The sequence below is a fragment of the Sphingobacterium sp. KH_072 genome, from assembly GCF_057837975.1.
Map to the genome: position 1 here is coordinate 2,040,533 of NZ_CM174457.1, position 20,239 is coordinate 2,060,771.

The following is a 20,239-nucleotide window of genomic DNA, read 5'->3' on the forward strand; positions in this document are numbered from 1 at the left end:
CCGTTTTGACACCAAAATGGCGCTTTTATTTTTTGCATGCTCTCAGAATTAGCACGAGGCTACGGCGATGTAAAGAGTTTCATCCGCTTTTTCCCAAGCGCTAAGCATCTCTGATAAAATACGATATTGATGCAGGTACACTCCACTTAGTTCAGGATAGCACGTATGAAATTGCAAGAAAGCTGATTTAGCTTCTGTATGCCCACTCAATGAAGCCGTAAACAATTGATCTGCTAATATCATTTTAGCTTTGTTTAAAACATCATCGGCTGCTTTATATCGCTGCTGTACTTTTTCAATTGTGGGCCTATCATACAATTTTAAGTCACGATTCAGACGCTTTTCCCGAAATAATTCGCCGCCTTTGTAATAAAATGTCATTACGAGCTCTCGAATAGATATACTAGGCATAAATAGAACTATTTAAAAACTTTCGATATCAACTTACCAATAGTGGCGAAATCATTGATATTATTGACTGATCTAGATTCTTGTGCAATGTCTCGCTCTTTCGAGAAAGGATAAATCAAGATATAATTATTATCCACCGCCTGTCTATTCAGATAATCAGGCACGGCGTGCATTTGAGAGGCATAGCTAAAGAGATTTCGATCGGCCATCACAATGATTAACCCTTGATCTCGTCCAAGATCTTCTGCTTTCTGCTGCGCTTCTTCCCAGGTCGCGATTTCTGTCATTTCGGCCTCTATATTGGATTTTTTGAGAATACGTTGAAGTACATCAATCATGGCGTTGTTTGCATAGAATTGCATCGTAGCGCCCGAATTTTTAGCAATATTCCAGATCCGAAGTAGCGCATAGAAGAATCCGGGCTCACGATCTGCACTAGGTGGAATCAGCACAACGTATTTTTTGATCGTAGATAGCGGTTGAATCGCATGGTACAACATCAGATTGACATGCTCATTTTTCAAATAACCATTGTACAGATTATAGATAAACGACGGCGTAAAACCACGCTCTTTTTGCAAACCAATGATCAAATCGGTGACATTATTCTCCTTAATCACATTATTTATACCAGACACCACAGAACTATCATATCGTTTTATCGGCGTGATCAAGGTGTCGGCAGAGGCACCTAGCTTAACGGCATTATCTAGAATTTTCTCGGCATTTTTCAAGGAAGATTCTTTGGTTTCTTCGTTAATGACATTCATCACGTACACTCCTTCTTTGGTGCCTTTGTTTTTAATCAATAAACCTAGATTAATCATCTTTTGAGACATTTCTTCGTTATTGATTGGCATCAAAATCTTCTCTTCTTGTCCATCACTATCCGACACGGTTTTCTCATTTTCCGCTTCCGCAATGCGCTGTGCACTAGACATGGATACGAAAGAAGAAATGGTACAGGAGACCAAAATCAGTAAAATACTACCGTTTAGCACATGTTCACTGAGCAAACGAATGGGTTCACCATTAGGTGATTCGCCCAAAATAATATTGTAACCAACGAGCACTGCGGCTAAAGTAGCTGCCGCGGATGCCGAACTCATACCAAAGATCAGCATACCTTCATCTTTGGTAAAGCGGAAAGTTTTTTGGGTCAACATCGCTGCCGCGTATTTACCACCAATAGACGCTACTAACATCACTGAAGCAACACCCAAAGTTTCCCAACTGCTGATGAAAGCTCGAAAATCAATCAACATACCAACACTGATCAAGAAGAAAGGTATGAATAAGGCATTCCCAACAAACTCTACGCGATTCATTAAAGGTGAAGTATGTGGAATCAATCGATTCAATGCTAATCCGGCGAAAAACGCTCCAATGATAGCTTCTACACCAGCGATTTCTGCTAAAAGTGCTCCCAAATAAATGATCACAACGACAAAGATGTACTGAGATATTTTATCGTGTATTGTCTTGAAAAACCAACGGGCGATAATGGGGAACACAAAAAGCACAATTAGGGAGAACAAGATCATGGAAACTGTGAGTTGTACCCAAAATGCAGTACCCACTTCGCCTTGCGTCATTCCAACGACAACTGCCAACACTAATAAAGAAAGCACATCAGTGATCATCGTACCTCCGACGGTGACATTGACCGAGATTTTCTTGGTAACCCCTAAACTGCTTACCAACGGATAAACGATCAGCGTATGCGAACTAAATAGACTGGCAAATAGAATAGTCGTCAGGATGGAGAAATTCAACACATAATATCCTCCGATCAAACCTAATACAAAAGGCACAGCAAAGGTATATATGGAGAAAGTAATACTTTTCCATTTATTCTTTTTGAAGTCGCCCATATCGATTTCAAGCCCAGCCAGAAACATGATATAGAGCAATCCAGTAGTACCGATCACGACTACGCTGCTATCGCGCAGCAAGATATTGAAACCATTTGGCCCCACGATCGCGCCAGCAATGATTAGTCCTAAAAGATGGGGAACTTTAATTTTATTTAATAGAATGGGAATAAAGAGAATGATCACCAACTCGATTAAAAACTTGATGATCGGATCTTCTACCGGCAAAGTGAATCCGTGTATAGCTAAGTTTACCATGTTTTATCTAGATCTCGGCGTTAAGAGTACGGAGAAAACTAATTTGCAATTGTCTGGCCCAGTATTTCGTTTCTGCCCGCGTATTTGTTTGCCACTGATCTCCGCAAAGGATAATATAGTCGCCGGTTTGCTATTGTCGGCATCCTTTTCTTTCAGCGCCAAATCGTTTCTGGTGTCCGATGCTTGCGCCCAGTAAGTTTTGGTGTCACTGGTTTTTCCAGCTACTTGCAATTGAAAGCCGCTGCTATCCGACAGAAATGTCCATTGTTCTGTACGTTGATCACCAATCACATAACCGCGGCAACTCGTAGATATGCACACCAACCGACTTTCCCATTCACCGACAAGGCTATCTGTCCACGCTGCGTTTTCTTTAATAGAATCAAGCTGTGATGCCTGCATATGTGACAAGCTATCTCGCATAAGCAGTAGCTGGTTATATTCTTCCATGATGGTAGCAATCTGCTGTTCTCGTTCGGTTAGCGCTGCCTCCCGTTTGTCTAATTCTTCCTTTTTCGAATTGTCGCCACAAGCAACGGTGAGCAATATGAAAGCGGTAATAAAATAGGGAAATGTCTTTAGCATCGTAAAATTTGTTTGGATTTGATAGACGCGTGCCTACCTGTTTAACTAGTAATCTTGCTATTTGTTTTTCAACTACCGTAATAGGATCCTTTCTGATCCGATCATCACGTAAAAATAGGTTAATAAATCGCAAAATTCGTCCTATATTAGTTTTCTTTAACATCCTATGATGATCTCTTTATCTCCACATTTTAAAGCGTTCGTAGACCTTGAAGCCTTAGAGCAGAAAAAATCAGATCCTCTGCTAAATCTATTTTTTTCTTTTGTGGCAAAAGAAACGCAAATGAGTGATCAGGAGTTTATAAGCACTGCAAACGAAGTCTTGAATTTGCCGAACGGGAAGTTAAAGGCACTAGATTTTTTGTTGGAATATGCCGATTACATTTTGAAAGACCGGGTCATTAGTAACTCGGAATATTTTGATTTCGTACAATTAAAAAGGATCTTAAAAGTAAAGGAAGGTGAATTTTATACGCATCGTAAGAATGGGATATATCATTTGCTAAAGATCGAATTCATCTGGATTTATGCAGACGATTTTGTGGATGAGCAGGAAGAAATGGAAAAGGTAAACCTGCAGGCACTTTTCGATTTAAGCTATGATCAGTTTCAGGAATTCAAGCAAGAAGAAGTAATTGGATCTCTTCGAAATGGAGCTTCTCCCGACCATTTAAGTATTTCAGCGCTACCGAAAGGATTTATTTAGATCTATATCCACCAGTACGTACGATATTAAAACTTAGATGCGAAGATGGTAGTCGAAAAGAAGACTGTAAATGGGTCGTTGCAAGAATTTTCTAATTTTGGTGTGCGAATATGATGCAAACCTACTGGCAACTCATCCTCCAATTTTATGCATAATTCCTCCGTGTTCGAATTATTAGTATGAAACCCCACTTCGCTCCCATTTTGCGCTTGTACATCAGCGGGAAAAACAATGTAGGCACATAAAGCGACAATCATTCTGATAAAATAGGCAAACATATAAAGATCAACTTTTGGCAGTGAATTTATAACGATCCATTCCGGATCGCTATTCGATTAATAGCACAATGATATTGTAAAAAATCAATATTTTACCAAAAGAAGGTAATTTTTAACAATAATTAGGAAAATTCCTGATTTTCCAATGCCATCTTCCTTTGTCGTTGATCTATTTCAGCCACCAGGTTGCACGATTTATACTAATTGGAATATTGGATTTCTTCTTGTAAATGATCGTTCCAGCTATAGCCAGAATACCATTAAACCAAATTGGTATATAAGCGGCATGCTATCTATTCACTATTATAAAACCTACTTAATTCTTAAAATCCTGAATAGTATGACCATCGAAGCGATTGATACCATATAAAGTACCAAACCATAGGTTTTCATCATCCGTTTGCAACATTCCAAAGAGCATTAATTGATTTTCTATGACGATATTCGGTAAAACAACATCATTATCTAAATCATTTTTATCGTAACGAACTATTTTCCAAATTTTTAATTCATTGTTTTTATCTAGTTTGAGATTAACGTTGTCATTTTTATTGTCCGAAGAACTAGTTAAGATATTACCTTTCTTATCCTCGTAGATGTTGCCAACAAAATCCTTCGATAACTGTGTAAAACCAGCCTTTTCATATCGCCAAAGCCCATTTTTACCACCCAACCACATTCTTCCCTCTTTGTCTTTTATAATGCTACGAATATTTTGCAATGAGCTATCTTTATGAGTGACTATTTTAAATTACATTATAAAGCACGATAGACTTTATGACACGACTATCTGGTGAAGTAAACTCAATAAAATAAGCAAAGTTTGTTGTTTTGTCTGATTCCACAAATTGTCCTTTGCATGCTCTGAAATTACCAGAAGATATGATCTTTTCGAGACTCAGATGCTCTAGTTCTTTTTGAGTATTTAGGTATACTTTTAAATCTTCTTTCGAGATTGTTTGCGATCTTTCTACTAAGTGAAAGGAAAAATCATTGTGGAGCGTATGACCAATTTGATCCCATTGCCCCTGATGCCAAGCAATTAAAAAATCCCTTACGATACTTCTTTCAGGGCAGTTGTCACAATCTGTTGGAGTAGTAATTTTCATATTATATTTTTTCTTTAAGGGTTTTGGAGATAGTAGACTACATTTCTTTAGGATTCTTCTCTACGTTGCTGCACATTGAAGACCGTACCTGCAGGATCTTGAATCCAGTGCATATTATCTGGCAATTCTTCTAATTCGTCGCAAGTGTTGATTTGATGATCATCTAGATATCTTTTGGTTTGCGCCATATCAGGAACAGTTAGTGGTAGCCAGGTCTCGGAATGGATGTAATAATCCACACAATCCAACCATATTACATTATGTCCAAATTGTACCTTATGTGTTCGAGATACCGTTTTATGCATAATTGGTTGTTCTCTAACCTCTAGTTGGAGGATGTTTTGATAAAATGCTACAGTTTGATCGTACTTAGCTTTCGGGATTTTAATAGCAATGTTAATCCCTGCTTCGAATTTTGGATTCATAAGGCATCATGTTTTAAGTTCTATAGAGCGTAACGTGGTTTACTACGCCATACAACAAACATAAGAAATTCATGCCAGCGCAAAATTGCCATAAGAGAAGAATGTCGTATCTCGACTACTTAATCCATACGATGTATCTATTTCAAGCCGATTGACGAGATCATTATTGCTATTTATTTTAAGGAGGTAGAAGCTGTCAAGTTTTGATATCAGATTCTAATTAGTAACTTAAGAACTTCTATTATCAATACATCCTGTATGGTTTTACCACTATAAATAAATAGTTGCCTAATCATGCAAAATGCATCTTAATTATGAATAAAATCTACCAGTACTTTTTATCTCTACTGTTATTGTGTGTAGTCTTATTTTGCTCTGCCCAGCAACAATTTACTAATCCAGTCATAGCTGGCGACCTCCCCGACCCAAGTGTTATTCGGGTGAAAGATACGTATTACGCAACAGCTACTTCTTCCGAATGGGCGCCCTTTTATCCTTACTTCAAATCCAAGGATTTAGTGAATTGGACGCAGATCGGACATATTTTCGAGGTGCAACCTGAATGGACTATTTCCTCTTTTTGGGCACCGGAGCTTTATGAGTTGAACGGAAAAGTATATTGTTATTATACCGCACGTCGCCGCACGGATGGTGTGAGTTGCATCGGTGTAGCGGTGGCAGATTCGCCCGAAAGTCCGTTTGTGGATCGTGGTATCATTATAGCGCATGGAAAAGAAGCTATTGATGCTTTTGTTTTTGACGATGATGGACAATTGTATATTACTTGGAAAGCGTACGGACTGGATAATAGAAATATTGAGATCGTAGGAAGTAAATTATCAGCAGATGGTTTACGTTTAGAAGGTGAGCTATTTTCGATGTTGCGCGATGATGAAGGCATCGGTATGGAAGGCCAATATCACTACAAAGATGGTGACTACCATTATCTGATCTATGCGGCACGCGATTGCTGTGGTCCAAAAAGTAATTATGATGTGCGAGTGGCTCGCTCCAAAAACTTTACTGGTCCTTATGAAAAATACGAGGGAAACCCGATTTTAGTTGGTGGAAACGAATACGTATCTGTAGGTCATGGAACGGGAGTTAAAGGCTTGAACGATAAACTTTATTACTTGTGCCACGGGTATCTCACTGGTGACAACGTATATCAAGGTAGACAACCAATCCTACAACAGATTAAGATGAATGAAGAAGCTTGGCCATATTTTGTAACTGGAAAAGAAGCCATCAGAAACCAGACAATTAGCAGAGCTAGTCAGAATTTGCAAACTCCCGATTTTGATGATTCGTTTGATGGACAAAAGCTGAAGTCTGAATGGACTTGGAATTATCCTTATGCAACAAATGAGTATGAACTCAAGGATCAGCAACTTCACCTAAAAGGTGGTGCAAAGCCAGATAATAAATATGGTACAGTCATGTGTGTGCGTCCGACTGCTTCGCATTATACGTTTGAAACAGAAGTGACGAACCAAAATGCATCGTCCAAAGGATTAACCCTGTATGGTGATCATCAAAATCTCTTGTTACTGAGTGTACATGGCAATAATGTTTCATTGAAATCGATACAAGATGGCAAAGAATCTTTGCTAGCCACAGCCAAAAGTGAAAAAGATACGACCTTTCTAAAGATAGAAGTGAATCGGGGAGTTTACTGCAATTTCTTTACGAGTACAGATGGTAAAATTTGGAAAAAATTTAACAAGGAAGTGATAGATGCTACTGCACTTACACGTTGGGATCGCGTAGCTCGCCCTGGGCTATTACATGCTGGAAACGTACATGAACCCGCAATCTTTAATTATTTCAAGATGAATAAAGCATTGTAATACAACTACATAAATCATAATAAAGGGATGCGAAAAGTCCTTCACTTTACGCATCCCTAATTTCTAACCCCAAAGAATTAGTGATATTTGTAAGGATTATCTTTACTCTTCTCAGGATCATAATGCAAACCCGGACTGAGCCAATATAATAGCACCACTCTGGAATATCTATAGTTAAAGGGAGCAAGCAAAAATACACCTGAGAAGATACTCACTAAATACAGCCAAACATTTTCTAAATTACCTGTTAGAATGTAGGTTGCTACCGCAATGGTAATCATCTGAGCTACGTTAAAAGCATAACTCACAAACATAGAAACATAAAAATAGCCGGGTTCTCGCTCGAATTTGAAATCGCAATGTGGACAATAGATATTCATCTTTTGAGCCTTAAATCCGTACATAGAATTGGCAAATATATCTCCACGTCGGCATTTCGGGCATTTAGCCTGCAAGGCAGCGTTAAATTCGGTCGGAACAGTAAATGCCTGTGAAGTCCCGCTATTTATAGTGCTTTTGCTATTTTCCATAATACTACTTTTTAAAACTCTTTTTTCTAAACTCATCCGGTGTAACTTCTTCATACTTTTTGAAAAATTTGGTAAAGTAAGAATTGTCACTAAAATTGAGCTGTAATGAAATTTCACTGATCGACAAATCTAAGTTGACTAACAATCTTTTCGCTTCCAATAATACCCGTTTTCGGATCACCTCTCCTGCTGGCATGCCCACTAGATCCTTACACAAGGCATTGAGATGATTGGGCGTGATGTAAAGTAGCTGTGCGTAATCCTTCGGCAGTCGTAACGTTGCGAAATTGGTTTCAATTAATTTTTGAAAGTTCTTCAGCAATAAATAGTTATAGTTAGGAACGTAGTTCTTCGATGTTTGTACACCTAAAAGCGATATTTCCATAAACATATCGAGAAGCAATACTCTAATATGATCTTCACTAAAGTTCGTTTTCTCGCTTCCTGCTCGTAGTATTTTTTCAAAGCTAGCTTTGATCGGCTCCCGGATATCGGTAGGAATTTGTACTACAGAATCACGTATAATTCCCTGAAAGAAACTAAACCGTTGTATATAATCTGAAAGCAATAAAAACGACTGAAAGTACGCGTTTGAAAAGTTGAGTACATAGCCATCTGCCGCTTCGGCAAAATTCCAACTATGCACTTGGCCAGGAATCATAAAATAAATCTGCCAAGGCCGTACTTCAAACTGTTCGAAATCGATGGAATGTGTGCCACTTCCGGCTGTAAATAGAACGACATGATAGAAACTGTGTCGATGTGGATGATGTAAATGCTGATGCATTTGCGAATACGGACCAAACCTACCTACATAAATATCGTCTTGTTGAAAGCCACCGATACTTTGAATGTCGTAAATAGGAATCTCATTTTTCATACCTCAAAGTTACGGGAGAATCGCTACAAAACATGGTACTGATTACTTTGATAATGGTACTATTCAACGATTTGCTGTTTTAGGCATTGTAGTATGTCATTATACCTTAAGACAACAGTATTCCGATTGGTTTCGAATCTAACTGTTCTTAAATTCCTAACTTCTGTATAGTGAATTTGCCCAACTTTAAAAGTTCTGAAAATAGGTTCATAGAGCGTTTTGATTGCGAGAAGGCCTTTGAACCATACGCTAAAGTGATAGAAAATTTTCTCTAATCGAGATGATCGGTGTACTCCGCCTTGCGTAATCCTTTTTCGAGATCTGCCAGACAATGGCTTTCTAAAGATTCCAAAGTAGTAGAAGCATCCAATACATCAATCAACTGCTTCATCGATCTTATACCGATTATGAGTCGCTTTACTGCAGACGGCGTAATCGCATAACGCAATGCGATAGCTGTAGCAGACTGACCAAGCTCATCCGCTAATCGATTGACCTTTCGTTGCGCAAGCGCCGTCTCGCCCGCTGAATTATGTAGATATTCTTTTACAGGTTTATTGATTAATAATCCTTGTGCTAATGCGCCACGAACGGCCACATCCACTCCGGTACTTTCCAGCGTCTGAAAATAGGCTTCCGGCCTTCTATCCAACAGATTGTACGCCATCATATTGCTCGCAATCGCCGTGTGGTTGGCATACTTTTGAAAAACATTAGGCCTGATCGAAGAAATGCCATACGCCCGTATTTTCCCCTGTTTGACCAACAGGTCAAATGCTTCCACAATTTCTTCAAACGGATCGTCTATCGTACCGCCATGCAATTGGTATAGATCGATATAATCGGTTTTTAATCTAGTGAGCGAGGTTTCTACCTCCCGTATTAGATGTGCTTTGCTTGGTTTCCAATCCCAGCCTTCTCCATCCGGCCGCCATTTGTTGCCCACCTTGGTCGCCAAGATCACGTTTTGTCTAAAACCACTCAATGCCTGACCAAACAAGGTTTCATTTAAGCCTTTTCCGTACAAATCGGCTGTGTCAAAATAAGTAATTCCGCCATCGAAGGCGCGGTGAATGATTTCAACATTCGTTTTGGTTGCGCCGCCGGTCAAAGACATACCGCCCAAACCTACGGTTGAAGCGATCATATCGGTGTGGCCGATCTTTCCGTAATTCATATTTAGCCTTCTTGTGGCGTGATGCCCAACAATTCTATATCAAAAATCAAGGTGCTGAATGGTGGAATCTTACCCGAACCACGCTCCCCATACGCTAAATTATAAGGAATAAAAAAGCGATATTTCGCACCTTTCTGCATCAATGGTAAGGCAATTTGCCAACCGGGAATCACGCCATCCAACCCGAAAGTAATAGGCTCTCCCCGATCGTATGAATTATCGAAAGTAGTGCCATCAAGTAGCTTACCAATATAATGTACCGTCACCTCATCATCTTCGGTCGGTTGTTCGCCAGTGCCCGGTTGCAGTACCAAATATTGTATGCCCGAAGAATCTACAACTACACCTTCTTGCTTTTTATTTTCCGCAAAAAACCGATCGCTTTCTTCTTTGAAAACGGCAGACTTAGCTTCTTGCGCAGCCATAAGCTGCTGGCGAATAATCTGCTGCACTTCCTGCTCTCCAAACAGACCAGCTTCTCCTTGCAAAGCTTTTGTCAGCGACTCGCTCACAATAGTAGCATTGATCGGCACACCGATGGATTTGATTGAACGAGCAATATCTTGTCCTAAAGCATAGGACAAAGAATCGGCACCTGATTGTAATTGTTGCGCAGAAGAATTTAGCGCAAATAGACCTAGAAAGGCAGCTCCAACAATAATTTTCATGTATTATTTATGTTTTTCTACAATATCGGCAATGATTTGTGCCGTATTATCTGGGTAATCAACCGCCACCCGAGATTTGCTATATAACCACGACTCGATATCGTATTCGTATTTTCGTTTTAAACTTTTGATCACTGGCACACCCATTTCCCGTAAAGAAGCAGCATTCAGATGCTGCTCATACTGGTTCTTCATGGGGATTACCAATAATTTTTTGCCCAAATATAAGGCTTCTGCCGGAGTCTCAAAACCTGCACCACACAACACGCCTGCAGAATGTGCCATACTTTGTACAAACGCATCGCTATTGATGGGATTGATGTGTACGTTTTTAAGTACAAATGGTTTCTTATTGTGTTTAGAGAATACCTCCCATTTGACATCTTCAAATCGAGATAAGTGTTTGAGCAAATGGCCATCATCGTACGATGGCAAATACACGGTATAATGACCGCGATCAACTACATCCAATTCGCGCACTGATTGGCGAATGACGGGAGTATAAATTCGGCTGGAGTAGGATTTGAAATGAAATCCATATGAAATGGATGCTGGCGCATAATTTTTCATGATAAATTTGCCCAGCGTATCCGATTCTGCAGGTTTGGGACTCAATGGATCGAGCGCACCGATCTGGTGACTCAAACCAATACAAGGAATATCTTTTAGATGACACGCCCAAGCCGAAATAGGTTCAAAATCATTAATCACTAAATCGTACTGATCCACGGGTAGACCATTAATCTCTTTCGAGAATTTGCGAACGGTTGAACTCATAAAAGTACGCCACAAATCCACCCCGCCATGCTTACCAAAGATGAAACTGAGTCCATGTAGCTTATATTTTACCTCAAAAGGCAATACAAGATCTGCTTGAATTCCACTGATCAACACATCTACTTCGCCATGCTGCTGAAGGCATGGTATGATATCCATGGCACGTGACAGGTGGCCATTGCCTGTTCCTTGTACAGCATACAGTATCTTCATAAAGTGATTTTTTTTATGAGCAATTTAATAAATTCTGATCAAGCTATCCGAATACAATCCTATTTTGACAAAAGCCATAACAACGGCGTAACATCCCGTTAACAAGATGGGTTTATGATGAAATGTCGTACGTAAAGTTCTTCAGCTTATCTTGCAACACCCTAGCGATCATGTTGAAATATCGTTTTTGCTTGTAACCCATTACCCACTGGATGCCTTGCACTGCATTGGTGCAAAATATCTCATCGGCTTCTTTCATAATATCTGGACTGATTTGCGCTTCCACTACGGGAATGCCTTCTTCGGCCGCCATATCCATAACCACTTGCCGCATTACGCCCGCTACACAACCCTCGCTAATGGCTGGCGTATACAGGGTTTTGTCGTAATACACGAATATATTGGAAGTTAAGGATTCGCATAAATATCCTTCTTGATTGAGCAATAGCACGTCATCAAAACCAAATTTGGTTTTGAATAAGCCGGCCGTCACGTACACTAATGCATTTAGGGATTTTAATTTGGAAAGTTCGCTATACGCTTTTTTATATTCGCTGTATAGTCCCACAATTAATCCGACTTTCTTGTCTTTGATCGGCGCTGTTAGCAGATCGGCCTGCAAGGTGTATGCTGATTTATTAGTTTGTGGCGCATACAGGCCATCGCCTGCCCGATATACAATAAGACGGATACGAACATCTTTACCCATCAAATTGTTCTTGCGAATCAATTCTTCTGTCTTGGAGCGAATAAAGTAGGCATCGTACAGCACGTGATCTTCGATATGTAAGATCTGTAAAGACTCTTGCAATCGTTTGACATGCTGGGTAAGAAAGCGAATATCGCCATCCCGCCAAAGCATGGTTTCAAAAACACCGTCGCCATACCGAAAAGCCCGATTTTCTATGGATAGGATCGGGCTATTTTCTGCGACCAAACTACCATTAGCATTTATATAGTGTATGGGCATATAATTTTTAAGTAAGAGAATGTTACTGGTCTTTCATCGTGGCATACGCACGCCACTTGTCCAACGCAGCCTGAAAATCGGCTGGTATTGGAACTTCGAAAGCCACTTTTTGTTTGGAAGTTGGGTGTTCAAATCCCAAACTTCGTGCATGTAGTGCCTGTCTTGGTAAAAGTGAAAAACAGTTGTCTACAAATTGTCTGTACTTTGCAAATACAGTGCCTTTTCTGATACTGGCGCCACCATAAGCAGCATCATTGAAAAGCGGATGTCCGATAGATTTTAAGTGTGTACGAATCTGATGCGTACGTCCGGTTTCGAGCACGCATTCAATCAACGTAACATAGCCCAATCGCTCCAATACTTTGTAATTCGTGACAGACCACTTTCCTTTTTCTGGATCATCGTACATCGTCATGATACGGCGATCTTTTAGTTCACGACCGATATATCCTGTAATTGTACCATCTTCTTCGATATCTCCCCACACGAGAGCGACATATTTACGATCAATACTGTGTTCATAAAATTGCTTGGCCAGATAAGTCATCGCCCATTCATTTTTTGCAATCACGAGCAGTCCAGATGTATCTTTATCGATCCGGTGTACCAAACCTGGTCTACCGGTGTTGCCGGGCATCGTAGGCAATTGATTCAAATGATAAGTAAGCGCATTGACCAGCGTGCCTGTATAATTATTAAAACCAGGATGTACGACCATACCTGGTGTTTTATTGACCAAGAGCACGTCATCATCTTCGTATACAATATTCAGAGGAATATTTTCGGGATATACTTCGGTGTCACGTGGCGGATCTGGAAAGACCACAGAAATAACATCTAATGGCTTTACCTTATAATTTGATTTTACCAAATTATCATTTACAAGAACGGAACCGGCATCAATCGCATTTTGAATGCGATTTCGAGACGTGTTTTCCACACGATTCATCAAAAATTTGTCTATCCGCAGCGGACTTTGTTTTTTGTCGGTAACAATTCTGATGTGCTCAAAAAGCTCCTGCTCGTCGTGTTCTTCCTCTAAGTGATCAACCATCCTGCAAAAGTACCTATTTTTCGAATATATAAAGGATGCAGAAAGAAATAGTACCTTTGGTTGATGTCTTTGGATTTCCATTTCAATAGCCCAGTAGAGGTACTCGACCTACCTCTTCTTCGCGAGCGCAAAGTACAGGTCTCGGTAAAGCGCGATGACCTCATTCATCCTTTTATTTCGGGAAATAAGTGGCGTAAACTCAAATATATTCTTGCACAAGCTCGTGAAGAACAAAAAAAAACCTTGGTAACTTTCGGTGGCGCTTGGTCCAATCACCTTTTGGCGACGGCCTGTGCAGGAGCAAAATTCGGCTTTAAGACACATGGTTTTGTGCGTGGTGAGGTAGTCAATAATCCTGTATTGGCGATGTGCAGATTGTATGGCATGGAGTTGCAGTTTGTTGACAGATCTAGTTACCGGGATAAAAAAATGCTTTATGAGCAAAACTTTTTGGAACAAGATGCTGTATATATTGGAGAAGGTGGATTTAGTGTAAATGCTACCCTCGGCTGTGAAGAGATTGTGAAAGAATTACCCCGGCAATATGATCATATTTTTGTTGCTAGCGGTACCGGAACAACTGTGGCAGGTATAGCTGCTAACGTGCACAGACAGGATCTGCCTACTAAGGTTCACACGGTTCCCGTACTTAAAGGTGGCGATTTTTTGAAAGGAGATATACAAACACTTGGTGTAAATCCGGATAATATCATTTTCCACACGGATTATCATTTTGGAGGATATGCTAAATATACTGCAGAGCTACTCGCTTTCGTGACCGACTTCGTACAAAGTACGGGCATTATGACCGAGCCAACCTACACAGGCAAAGCATTTTATGCTTTATTGGATCTGGTAAAGCATGACTATTTTAGACCGGGCGATCACGTAGTCATAATTCATACTGGTGGCCTAACAGGATTTTTAGGCATGTATGACAAATTTTAAACTGTTTTAAAGAAATCATGCTTAATCGCTTTTTTGTTTTCATTGCCCTCTTGTTTGCTTCTATAACTGTGTATGCACAGGCCGACAGCCTTAGTACAGCACCGGACACCGTGCTTACGATCAGTCGAGCAGATACCATTCGCGGAGATCAAGATGCCTATGATATTGTAGATGCGTATCAAAGCATCTTTCCACGCAAAGACACCACTGCTGTACCTAAGAGAAGGTCTGGAATTGCTTATTTGCCTAATGTCAATTATAATCCGAGTATTGGCGCACAGATCGGAGTAAAGATGGTTGCTGGTCACGTTTTTGGTGATCGTGAAAACACGACAATGTCTGTCTTTGCGACCGCATTATCGGTTACTACCCGTGGAATAATCGTCGGCTACTTTAACCATGATATCTACACCAAAGAAAATAAATGGAATCTGAAAGGGAATATCAATATTGCCCGCATGGTAGGTTTGGATTATGGTCTAGGGATCGGCCAGCCGCTACCAAACCCTACGGCAGATGAACTGATTTTGAACAACCCTGAGCGACAACGATTTACGTATAATTATAATGTCTACAATTTCAATGAACGGTTGTATAAGCAATTGTTACCAGGGATGTTTGTAGGTGCTGGAGTATTTTTCGAACTAAAACGCGGTATTTCCGTTAACAACGAAGAAGATATATCACCAAATCGTATTTATAGCGAATGGAATGACTTCGATGATACACAAAATAATAATAACGGGCTGATGCTCAATTTTCAATACATGACGCGTGACAACCCAAACAATGCCTACAAAGGGATTTATGCAGATGTGGTGTTACGATCCAATCAAACTTGGATGGGAAGCCAACATAGCGCGTATCAGCTGGTCACCGATTTCCGAAAATATTGGAACCTCTCGAAAGATGAATCTAATCATGTGCTGGCTTTCTGGAGCTTAGGATCTTTTAAGCTTGGCAATGATTATTTACCCTACCTTGATTTGCCCGGAACGGGTAAAGATGCCTATGCACGAAGTGGCCGTGGCTATACATTTGGCTATTTCAAGGGACTTTCATTTTATTACACAGAATTAGAATATCGTTTTCCGATTTTGGAAAATAGGTTTTTGAGCGGTGTTGTTTTTGCTAACGCCCAAACGGCAAACGATCAAATGGGGACTAAGCTATTCCGATACTGGCAACCTGCGGGCGGCGCTGGCTTGCGCGTCTTATTCAACAAAACAACACGTACAAATCTGTGTATTGATTACGCTATGGGGAGATTTGGTCAGCGCGGATTCTTCTTGGGTTTAAATGAAGCCTTTTAAATTATAATGCTCACTACTAACTATTATGCAATCTCCTATAATTCATTTTTGGCGTGCTGCTTTACTATGTTGTCTAGCAAACCCTGTGCTTGCGCAAACCGAGCAAGATAGTACACGGTACGAAATCGCGCCAGTGAAAATCCGTTCTTACTTTAGCAGCCAACCGTTCCTAGAGCATACCTCTTCTGCGAAAGTGATTACAAGCGATCTGCTGACCGCGCAAATGCCGGGCACTATTTTACCTGCGATCAATAGCACACCGGGTGTACGCATGGAAGAGCGCTCGCCCGGTAGTTATCGTTTAGCTTTGCGTGGAAGTATGCTGCGCTCTCCATTTGGCGTGCGAAATACCAAAATTTATATCGACGAAATTCCACTAACCGACGCCGGCGGCAATAGTTATTTGAATAGTTTGGATCCGGTGGGATTACAACAAATCACGATCATTAAGGGACCAGATGGTTCGTTATTTGGCCCCAACTCAGGCGGTGTGGTTCGCATATCACCTTATGGATTTGATAACTTCGATCCCGCAACACAAGTTTTGCTTTCTGGTGGATCGTTTGGCACGTTTAATCAGCAATTGAGTCACCGACAGCAGGTGAGCGATACGTATCAATTTTCATTCGATCAAGCGTATATGCGGTCTGATGGCTACCGAGATCATACTGGCATGAAACGACTTTATCTCCAGACAACACATCAATGGCAATATCATCCAAAAGCCAAATTGAAGCTGTTAGCTATTTATTCCGATCTTTCATACAATACGCCGGGCGGACTCACGCAAGCACAGTTTGATGCAAATCCGCGACAAGCACGACCAGCAACCGCCACAATGCCGGGGGCGGAAGATCAACAGGCCACAATCTATAATAAAACCTTGATCTCCGGTCTAGTACATGAGTATAAAATTAGTGATCGGTGGCTGCACAGCGCTTCTGTATTTGGTAGTTTTACAGACTTCCAAAACCCTTTTATCACTAACTACGAGCACCGCGATGAGCGCAATGCAGGCTTTCGTACCTATGTTTCGTACACGCCAGAGCAGAATGAATGGATAAGTTGGCAGATGCAGTTGGGCATGGAAGCACAAGCAGGCTGGTACAAAATTGAAAACTTCGATAATCTGGCGGGCGTGAAAGGTGATCCGCAAAGCTTTGATGATTTACGAAATGGTCAACATTTCTATTTCTACAGAGCCGCCGCCACCATTTTGGAGAGATTAACAGCCGAAGCCTCCATCGGATTGAATTATAACGATATTCGCTTTACGCAACGATTTCCAGCGGTAGACAATAACCGTGGTGATATTAATTTTGGCACGACTTGGATGCCCAGATTGGCACTTTCCTATCTCTTAGCACCGCAAGTCGCGGCGCGAGCTTCTGTATCGAAGGGATATTCGCCACCAACCATCGCCGAAGTTCGCTCGTCAGACAATCAGATTAATGCTGACTTACAAGCTGAAGGTGGATATAACTACGAAGTGGGCGTTCGCGCTGAAACTAAGAATAGACGCTGGCTGGTAGATCTCAGTGCGTACCAATACACCTTAAAGGAAGGAATTGTACGTCAACTGCGGGAAAATGGCGCAGAATTCTTTGTGAATGCAGGGAATATCAATCAACGCGGAATAGAGCTTTTATTGATGGGGCAGCTAATCGCGCCGCGCTCAGCAGGCTTTATTCGCGCGATGAACGTTTCTGCGGCACTGACGTATCAGGATTATAAATTCCAGACGTATACCGTATTGGAAGGTGGAGAAAATGTCGATCATAGTGACAACAAAGTCACCTCTATCCCAGCTTGGATGTCCGTCAACTCCCTAAATCTACAATTCCCATATGGTACAGGAATCAATATCATGCACAACCACACTTCATCGATTCCATTAAACGACGCAAATACGGCATTCGCCAATGGATATAATTTGCTGCAAGCGAAAGCCCATTGGCAGATTCCGACTGGTCGTGACTGGCAAATACAAGTATTTGTTGGTGGAGATAATCTGCTCAATCAAACATATAGTTTAGGTAACGATATCAACGCCTTCGGCGGACGATATTTTAATCCATCACCTACCAGAAATTTCTACGGCGGATTGAGCGCAAGCTTCTAATCCGCTAACAGATTAGCATCTTTCAGTAGATGCTCCAAATAATGAGATTCAAGTCCAAAGAAGGTTTTCAAATCCTTTAATTTGGCTTGAATTTCTTTTTGTCTAGATGGATTTATCTTTTTCCGTAGTCCAATAATCAGCACATTTTTGGGTGTATGTGCATCCGATATGAACTCGACCACTTTGGTTTGGTAACCGTGATATTCCAACAATAAAGCACGGATGCTATCCGTCAACATCTCGGCATGGCGTTCCATAAAGATGCCGTGGCGCGTCATAAAATCGAGTTCATTCTTTGCTTTTACGCGTTCTAGTTCGCGCCTTATCTGCTTGTGGCAACAAGGCGCAACAACGATGAGATTAGCTTGATGCTGAATACCTTTAAATATCGCATCGTCAGTAGCTGTATCACAGGCATGTAAGGCAATCAAGATATCCATCGGCACAGCCGGTTGGTACGCTTCTATAGTTCCTTCTACAAATTGCAAACCAGCTAATTCTGATTTTTGAGCGATCTGATTGCACAGATCTACCAAGTCTTGGCGAAACTCCACACCTACCGTTTCGATCTTCCTATTCGTTTGCTGTGTGAGATAATCATGTAGCGCAAAGGTCAAATAACCCTTTCCAGCCCCCATATCGACGATGCGCAACGTTTCATTCTCCGCCAATTCGGACAAGCTTGTGCTCAATATTTCGATATAGTGATTGATCTGTTTCCATTTGTCCTGCGCGTTCTTGTACACTTTTCCATCGGCATCTGTCAACCGCAATTCATGCCAATACGGACTTTTGGTGTCCGTGATCTTCCGTTCTTTCTGCTTGTTATGCTCTAGGTCGGGCGCACAGCCCTTTTCTACTGCTTCTACACGGTAACTCCATCCTTTTGTAGGATGCCACTGGAAGAAGATATTTTCGCGCTGTAGAAATAAAGAAATAGAATGAAATTCTTCTCGCTCACAGAATGTCGCTAGCATCTCAGCAGCTGTCGCTATGGCATAGTTCTTCACGATATCGCGTCTAGCATACCGATACGTAAACGACAATTGGTAGGTGTTTTTTATGCGAACAGGTTTTAGATAAAGATTCTTTAGATCCACCTCTTCGCCTTTGTAACTTCCCAACGTTGCTTTCACTAATTCCGTGGAAGATACATGCGTTTTCAGCAGCTCCAACACGTCCGACTTCTGTATGAATTTCATATGGTGCAAAGTTACTATTAATTATAGGGTCTTCCTACGTTAACGCGTAGGATATGATCGCAAATAATTATATGTTTGTACATGCACTTACCTAATATAAAAGCAGTTTTCTTCGATATCGACGGCACATTAATAAGCTTTAATACGCACACTGTACCACAATCTACTTTAGATGCTATCCAAGCGTTAAAAAACAAAGGAATAAAGGTGATCGTATCTACCGGCCGCTCCATCAATAATCTGGATCATATCAAACATTTGGGTTTTGATGGTTACAGTACTTTTAATGGTGGATATTGTGTGGTTGCCGAGGATGGTGCTGTTTTACATCGTGCTACGATGGATTCTGCCGATGTAGAGCGATTAATTGCACATAGCAAAGAAACACCGGTTAGCTTTTCGCTGATGTCGGAACAGGAGGTAACCATACATCATGTCACACCGGAAATTGATATGATGTACGAGGCAGTAAATCTTCCAACTCCTCCGCTCACCAATTTTGAGACATTGGATACGGGCAGTATTCTACAAGTCAATGTATTTATTCATCCTGACAAGGAAGCGGAATTCATGGCGAACATTATGCCTAATTCCATCGCTACGCGCTGGATTGAAACATTCGCAGACGTGAATCCGGGTGGACAAAGTAAAAAAGTAGGAATAGAAGCCTTCTGCCGTCATTTTGGTTTTGATGTTTCCGAAACGATGGCTTTTGGTGATGGTGGCAATGATATTGAAATGCTAAAATTTGCCGGACTAGGAATTGCTATGGGAAACGCAAACCCTGCGGTAAAAGAAAGTGCAGATTATATAACCGATCACGTCGATAAGAATGGTATCTGGAATGCCCTAATGCATTATCAGGTAATCTAAGTTAATCAGATACAAA

General features: G+C 40.9%; 20 protein-coding genes. 6 read left to right on the forward strand and 14 right to left on the reverse strand.

Annotated elements, in window-relative coordinates; translation table 11 throughout:
* Positions 1–48: 48 nt before the first annotated feature.
* The 3 genes from AC3IRT_RS09550 to AC3IRT_RS09560 are packed head-to-tail and all read right to left on the reverse strand — an operon-like array spanning position 49 to position 3,128.
* Positions 49–411 carry a hypothetical protein gene (locus AC3IRT_RS09550; protein ID WP_489393032.1) on the reverse strand — a complete coding sequence of 121 codons (363 nt, stop codon included), beginning with the start codon at positions 409–411 and terminating at the stop codon, positions 49–51.
* Between the two features lie 8 nt (positions 412–419).
* Positions 420–2,543, reverse strand: coding sequence for a cation:proton antiporter (locus tag AC3IRT_RS09555; RefSeq protein WP_489393033.1), 2,124 nt, complete (start codon positions 2,541–2,543; stop codon positions 420–422).
* A gap of 3 nt (positions 2,544–2,546) precedes the next feature.
* The gene (locus AC3IRT_RS09560; protein ID WP_489393034.1) at positions 2,547–3,128 is read right to left on the reverse strand and encodes a hypothetical protein; all 582 of its coding nucleotides are present in this window, start codon (positions 3,126–3,128) and stop codon (positions 2,547–2,549) included.
* Between the two features lie 166 nt (positions 3,129–3,294).
* Here AC3IRT_RS09560 and AC3IRT_RS09565 point away from each other — a divergent pair, with 166 nt between their 5' ends.
* Positions 3,295–3,834, forward strand: a complete 540-nt coding sequence (locus AC3IRT_RS09565) for a hypothetical protein (RefSeq protein ID WP_489393035.1) — start codon at positions 3,295–3,297, stop codon at positions 3,832–3,834.
* Between the two features lie 594 nt (positions 3,835–4,428).
* Here AC3IRT_RS09565 and AC3IRT_RS09570 read toward each other — a convergent pair.
* The 3 genes from AC3IRT_RS09570 to AC3IRT_RS09580 are packed head-to-tail and all read right to left on the reverse strand — an operon-like array spanning position 4,429 to position 5,646.
* Complete coding sequence (locus AC3IRT_RS09570) at positions 4,429–4,833, reverse strand: two-component regulator propeller domain-containing protein (protein ID WP_489393036.1); 405 nt, start codon at positions 4,831–4,833, stop codon at positions 4,429–4,431.
* A 25-nt stretch (positions 4,834–4,858) separates the two neighbouring features.
* Positions 4,859–5,221: a hypothetical protein gene (locus tag AC3IRT_RS09575; RefSeq protein WP_489393037.1), complete on the reverse strand. Its 363-nt coding sequence runs from the start codon at positions 5,219–5,221 to the stop codon at positions 4,859–4,861.
* Positions 5,222–5,268: 47 nt separating this feature from the next.
* Entirely contained in the window at positions 5,269–5,646 is a 378-nt protein-coding gene (locus tag AC3IRT_RS09580; RefSeq protein WP_489393038.1) for a VOC family protein, read from the reverse strand.
* A 314-nt stretch (positions 5,647–5,960) separates the two neighbouring features.
* Here AC3IRT_RS09580 and AC3IRT_RS09585 point away from each other — a divergent pair, with 314 nt between their 5' ends.
* A complete protein-coding gene (locus AC3IRT_RS09585; protein ID WP_489393039.1) occupies positions 5,961–7,496 on the forward strand; it encodes a family 43 glycosylhydrolase in 1,536 nt (511 codons plus the stop codon).
* Between the two features lie 77 nt (positions 7,497–7,573).
* Here AC3IRT_RS09585 and AC3IRT_RS09590 read toward each other — a convergent pair whose 3' ends face one another.
* From AC3IRT_RS09590 to AC3IRT_RS09620, 7 genes are all read right to left on the reverse strand, one after another.
* On the reverse strand, positions 7,574–8,026 hold the full coding sequence (locus tag AC3IRT_RS09590) for a DUF983 domain-containing protein (protein WP_489393040.1): 453 nt from the start codon (positions 8,024–8,026) through the stop codon (positions 7,574–7,576).
* 4 nt (positions 8,027–8,030) lie between these two features.
* Positions 8,031–8,906, reverse strand: coding sequence for an AraC family transcriptional regulator (locus AC3IRT_RS09595; RefSeq protein WP_489393041.1), 876 nt, complete (start codon positions 8,904–8,906; stop codon positions 8,031–8,033).
* A 271-nt stretch (positions 8,907–9,177) separates the two neighbouring features.
* Complete coding sequence (locus tag AC3IRT_RS09600; protein ID WP_489393042.1) at positions 9,178–10,083, reverse strand: aldo/keto reductase; 906 nt, start codon at positions 10,081–10,083, stop codon at positions 9,178–9,180.
* A 2-nt stretch (positions 10,084–10,085) separates the two neighbouring features.
* On the reverse strand, positions 10,086–10,751 hold the full coding sequence (bamJ, locus tag AC3IRT_RS09605; protein ID WP_489393043.1) for a BamJ family beta-barrel-assembly machinery protein: 666 nt from the start codon (positions 10,749–10,751) through the stop codon (positions 10,086–10,088).
* Positions 10,752–10,754: 3 nt separating this feature from the next.
* Complete coding sequence (locus AC3IRT_RS09610) at positions 10,755–11,741, reverse strand: glycosyltransferase family protein (RefSeq protein ID WP_489393044.1); 987 nt, start codon at positions 11,739–11,741, stop codon at positions 10,755–10,757.
* Positions 11,742–11,853: 112 nt separating this feature from the next.
* Positions 11,854–12,711 carry an aminotransferase class IV gene (locus tag AC3IRT_RS09615; RefSeq protein ID WP_489393045.1) on the reverse strand — a complete coding sequence of 286 codons (858 nt, stop codon included), beginning with the start codon at positions 12,709–12,711 and terminating at the stop codon, positions 11,854–11,856.
* Positions 12,712–12,733: 22 nt separating this feature from the next.
* The gene (locus AC3IRT_RS09620; RefSeq protein ID WP_489393046.1) at positions 12,734–13,765 is read right to left on the reverse strand and encodes an RluA family pseudouridine synthase; all 1,032 of its coding nucleotides are present in this window, start codon (positions 13,763–13,765) and stop codon (positions 12,734–12,736) included.
* Between the two features lie 63 nt (positions 13,766–13,828).
* Between AC3IRT_RS09620 and AC3IRT_RS09625 the strand changes: the two genes are divergently transcribed.
* The 3 genes from AC3IRT_RS09625 to AC3IRT_RS09635 are packed head-to-tail and all read left to right on the forward strand — an operon-like array spanning position 13,829 to position 18,148.
* A complete protein-coding gene (locus AC3IRT_RS09625) occupies positions 13,829–14,713 on the forward strand; it encodes a 1-aminocyclopropane-1-carboxylate deaminase/D-cysteine desulfhydrase (RefSeq protein WP_489393047.1) in 885 nt (294 codons plus the stop codon).
* A 17-nt stretch (positions 14,714–14,730) separates the two neighbouring features.
* Positions 14,731–16,026, forward strand: a complete 1,296-nt coding sequence (locus tag AC3IRT_RS09630) for a BamA/TamA family outer membrane protein (protein ID WP_489393048.1) — start codon at positions 14,731–14,733, stop codon at positions 16,024–16,026.
* A 25-nt stretch (positions 16,027–16,051) separates the two neighbouring features.
* Positions 16,052–18,148, forward strand: a complete 2,097-nt coding sequence (locus tag AC3IRT_RS09635; protein ID WP_489393049.1) for a TonB-dependent receptor family protein — start codon at positions 16,052–16,054, stop codon at positions 18,146–18,148.
* Here the strand turns inward: AC3IRT_RS09635 and AC3IRT_RS09640 are convergent.
* The gene (locus tag AC3IRT_RS09640) at positions 18,145–19,350 is read right to left on the reverse strand and encodes a class I SAM-dependent methyltransferase (protein WP_489393050.1); all 1,206 of its coding nucleotides are present in this window, start codon (positions 19,348–19,350) and stop codon (positions 18,145–18,147) included. The genes AC3IRT_RS09635 and AC3IRT_RS09640 overlap by 4 nt on opposite strands.
* An 81-nt stretch (positions 19,351–19,431) precedes the next feature.
* Here AC3IRT_RS09640 and AC3IRT_RS09645 point away from each other — a divergent pair, with 81 nt between their 5' ends.
* Entirely contained in the window at positions 19,432–20,223 is a 792-nt protein-coding gene (locus AC3IRT_RS09645; RefSeq protein ID WP_489393051.1) for a Cof-type HAD-IIB family hydrolase, read from the forward strand.
* Positions 20,224–20,239: the final 16 nt, after the last annotated feature.

Coding starts and splice junctions, on each gene's coding strand:
- AC3IRT_RS09590 (WP_489393040.1), bottom strand. CDS start 8,026: ATGGAAAATAGCAAAAGCACTATAAATAGCGGGACTTCACAGGCATTT.
- AC3IRT_RS09555 (WP_489393033.1), bottom strand. CDS start 2,543: ATGGTAAACTTAGCTATACACGGATTCACTTTGCCGGTAGAAGATCCG.
- AC3IRT_RS09615 (WP_489393045.1), bottom strand. CDS start 12,711: ATGCCCATACACTATATAAATGCTAATGGTAGTTTGGTCGCAGAAAAT.
- AC3IRT_RS09610 (WP_489393044.1), bottom strand. CDS start 11,741: ATGAAGATACTGTATGCTGTACAAGGAACAGGCAATGGCCACCTGTCA.
- AC3IRT_RS09625 (WP_489393047.1), top strand. CDS start 13,829: ATGTCTTTGGATTTCCATTTCAATAGCCCAGTAGAGGTACTCGACCTA.
- AC3IRT_RS09550 (WP_489393032.1), bottom strand. CDS start 411: ATGCCTAGTATATCTATTCGAGAGCTCGTAATGACATTTTATTACAAA.
- AC3IRT_RS09585 (WP_489393039.1), top strand. CDS start 5,961: ATGAATAAAATCTACCAGTACTTTTTATCTCTACTGTTATTGTGTGTA.
- AC3IRT_RS09640 (WP_489393050.1), bottom strand. CDS start 19,350: ATGAAATTCATACAGAAGTCGGACGTGTTGGAGCTGCTGAAAACGCAT.
- AC3IRT_RS09600 (WP_489393042.1), bottom strand. CDS start 10,083: ATGAATTACGGAAAGATCGGCCACACCGATATGATCGCTTCAACCGTA.
- AC3IRT_RS09630 (WP_489393048.1), top strand. CDS start 14,731: ATGCTTAATCGCTTTTTTGTTTTCATTGCCCTCTTGTTTGCTTCTATA.
- AC3IRT_RS09620 (WP_489393046.1), bottom strand. CDS start 13,765: ATGGTTGATCACTTAGAGGAAGAACACGACGAGCAGGAGCTTTTTGAG.
- AC3IRT_RS09565 (WP_489393035.1), top strand. CDS start 3,295: ATGATGATCTCTTTATCTCCACATTTTAAAGCGTTCGTAGACCTTGAA.
- AC3IRT_RS09580 (WP_489393038.1), bottom strand. CDS start 5,646: ATGAATCCAAAATTCGAAGCAGGGATTAACATTGCTATTAAAATCCCG.
- AC3IRT_RS09595 (WP_489393041.1), bottom strand. CDS start 8,906: ATGAAAAATGAGATTCCTATTTACGACATTCAAAGTATCGGTGGCTTT.
- AC3IRT_RS09635 (WP_489393049.1), top strand. CDS start 16,052: ATGCAATCTCCTATAATTCATTTTTGGCGTGCTGCTTTACTATGTTGT.
- AC3IRT_RS09560 (WP_489393034.1), bottom strand. CDS start 3,128: ATGCTAAAGACATTTCCCTATTTTATTACCGCTTTCATATTGCTCACC.
- AC3IRT_RS09575 (WP_489393037.1), bottom strand. CDS start 5,221: ATGAAAATTACTACTCCAACAGATTGTGACAACTGCCCTGAAAGAAGT.
- AC3IRT_RS09645 (WP_489393051.1), top strand. CDS start 19,432: ATGCACTTACCTAATATAAAAGCAGTTTTCTTCGATATCGACGGCACA.
- bamJ (WP_489393043.1), bottom strand. CDS start 10,751: ATGAAAATTATTGTTGGAGCTGCCTTTCTAGGTCTATTTGCGCTAAAT.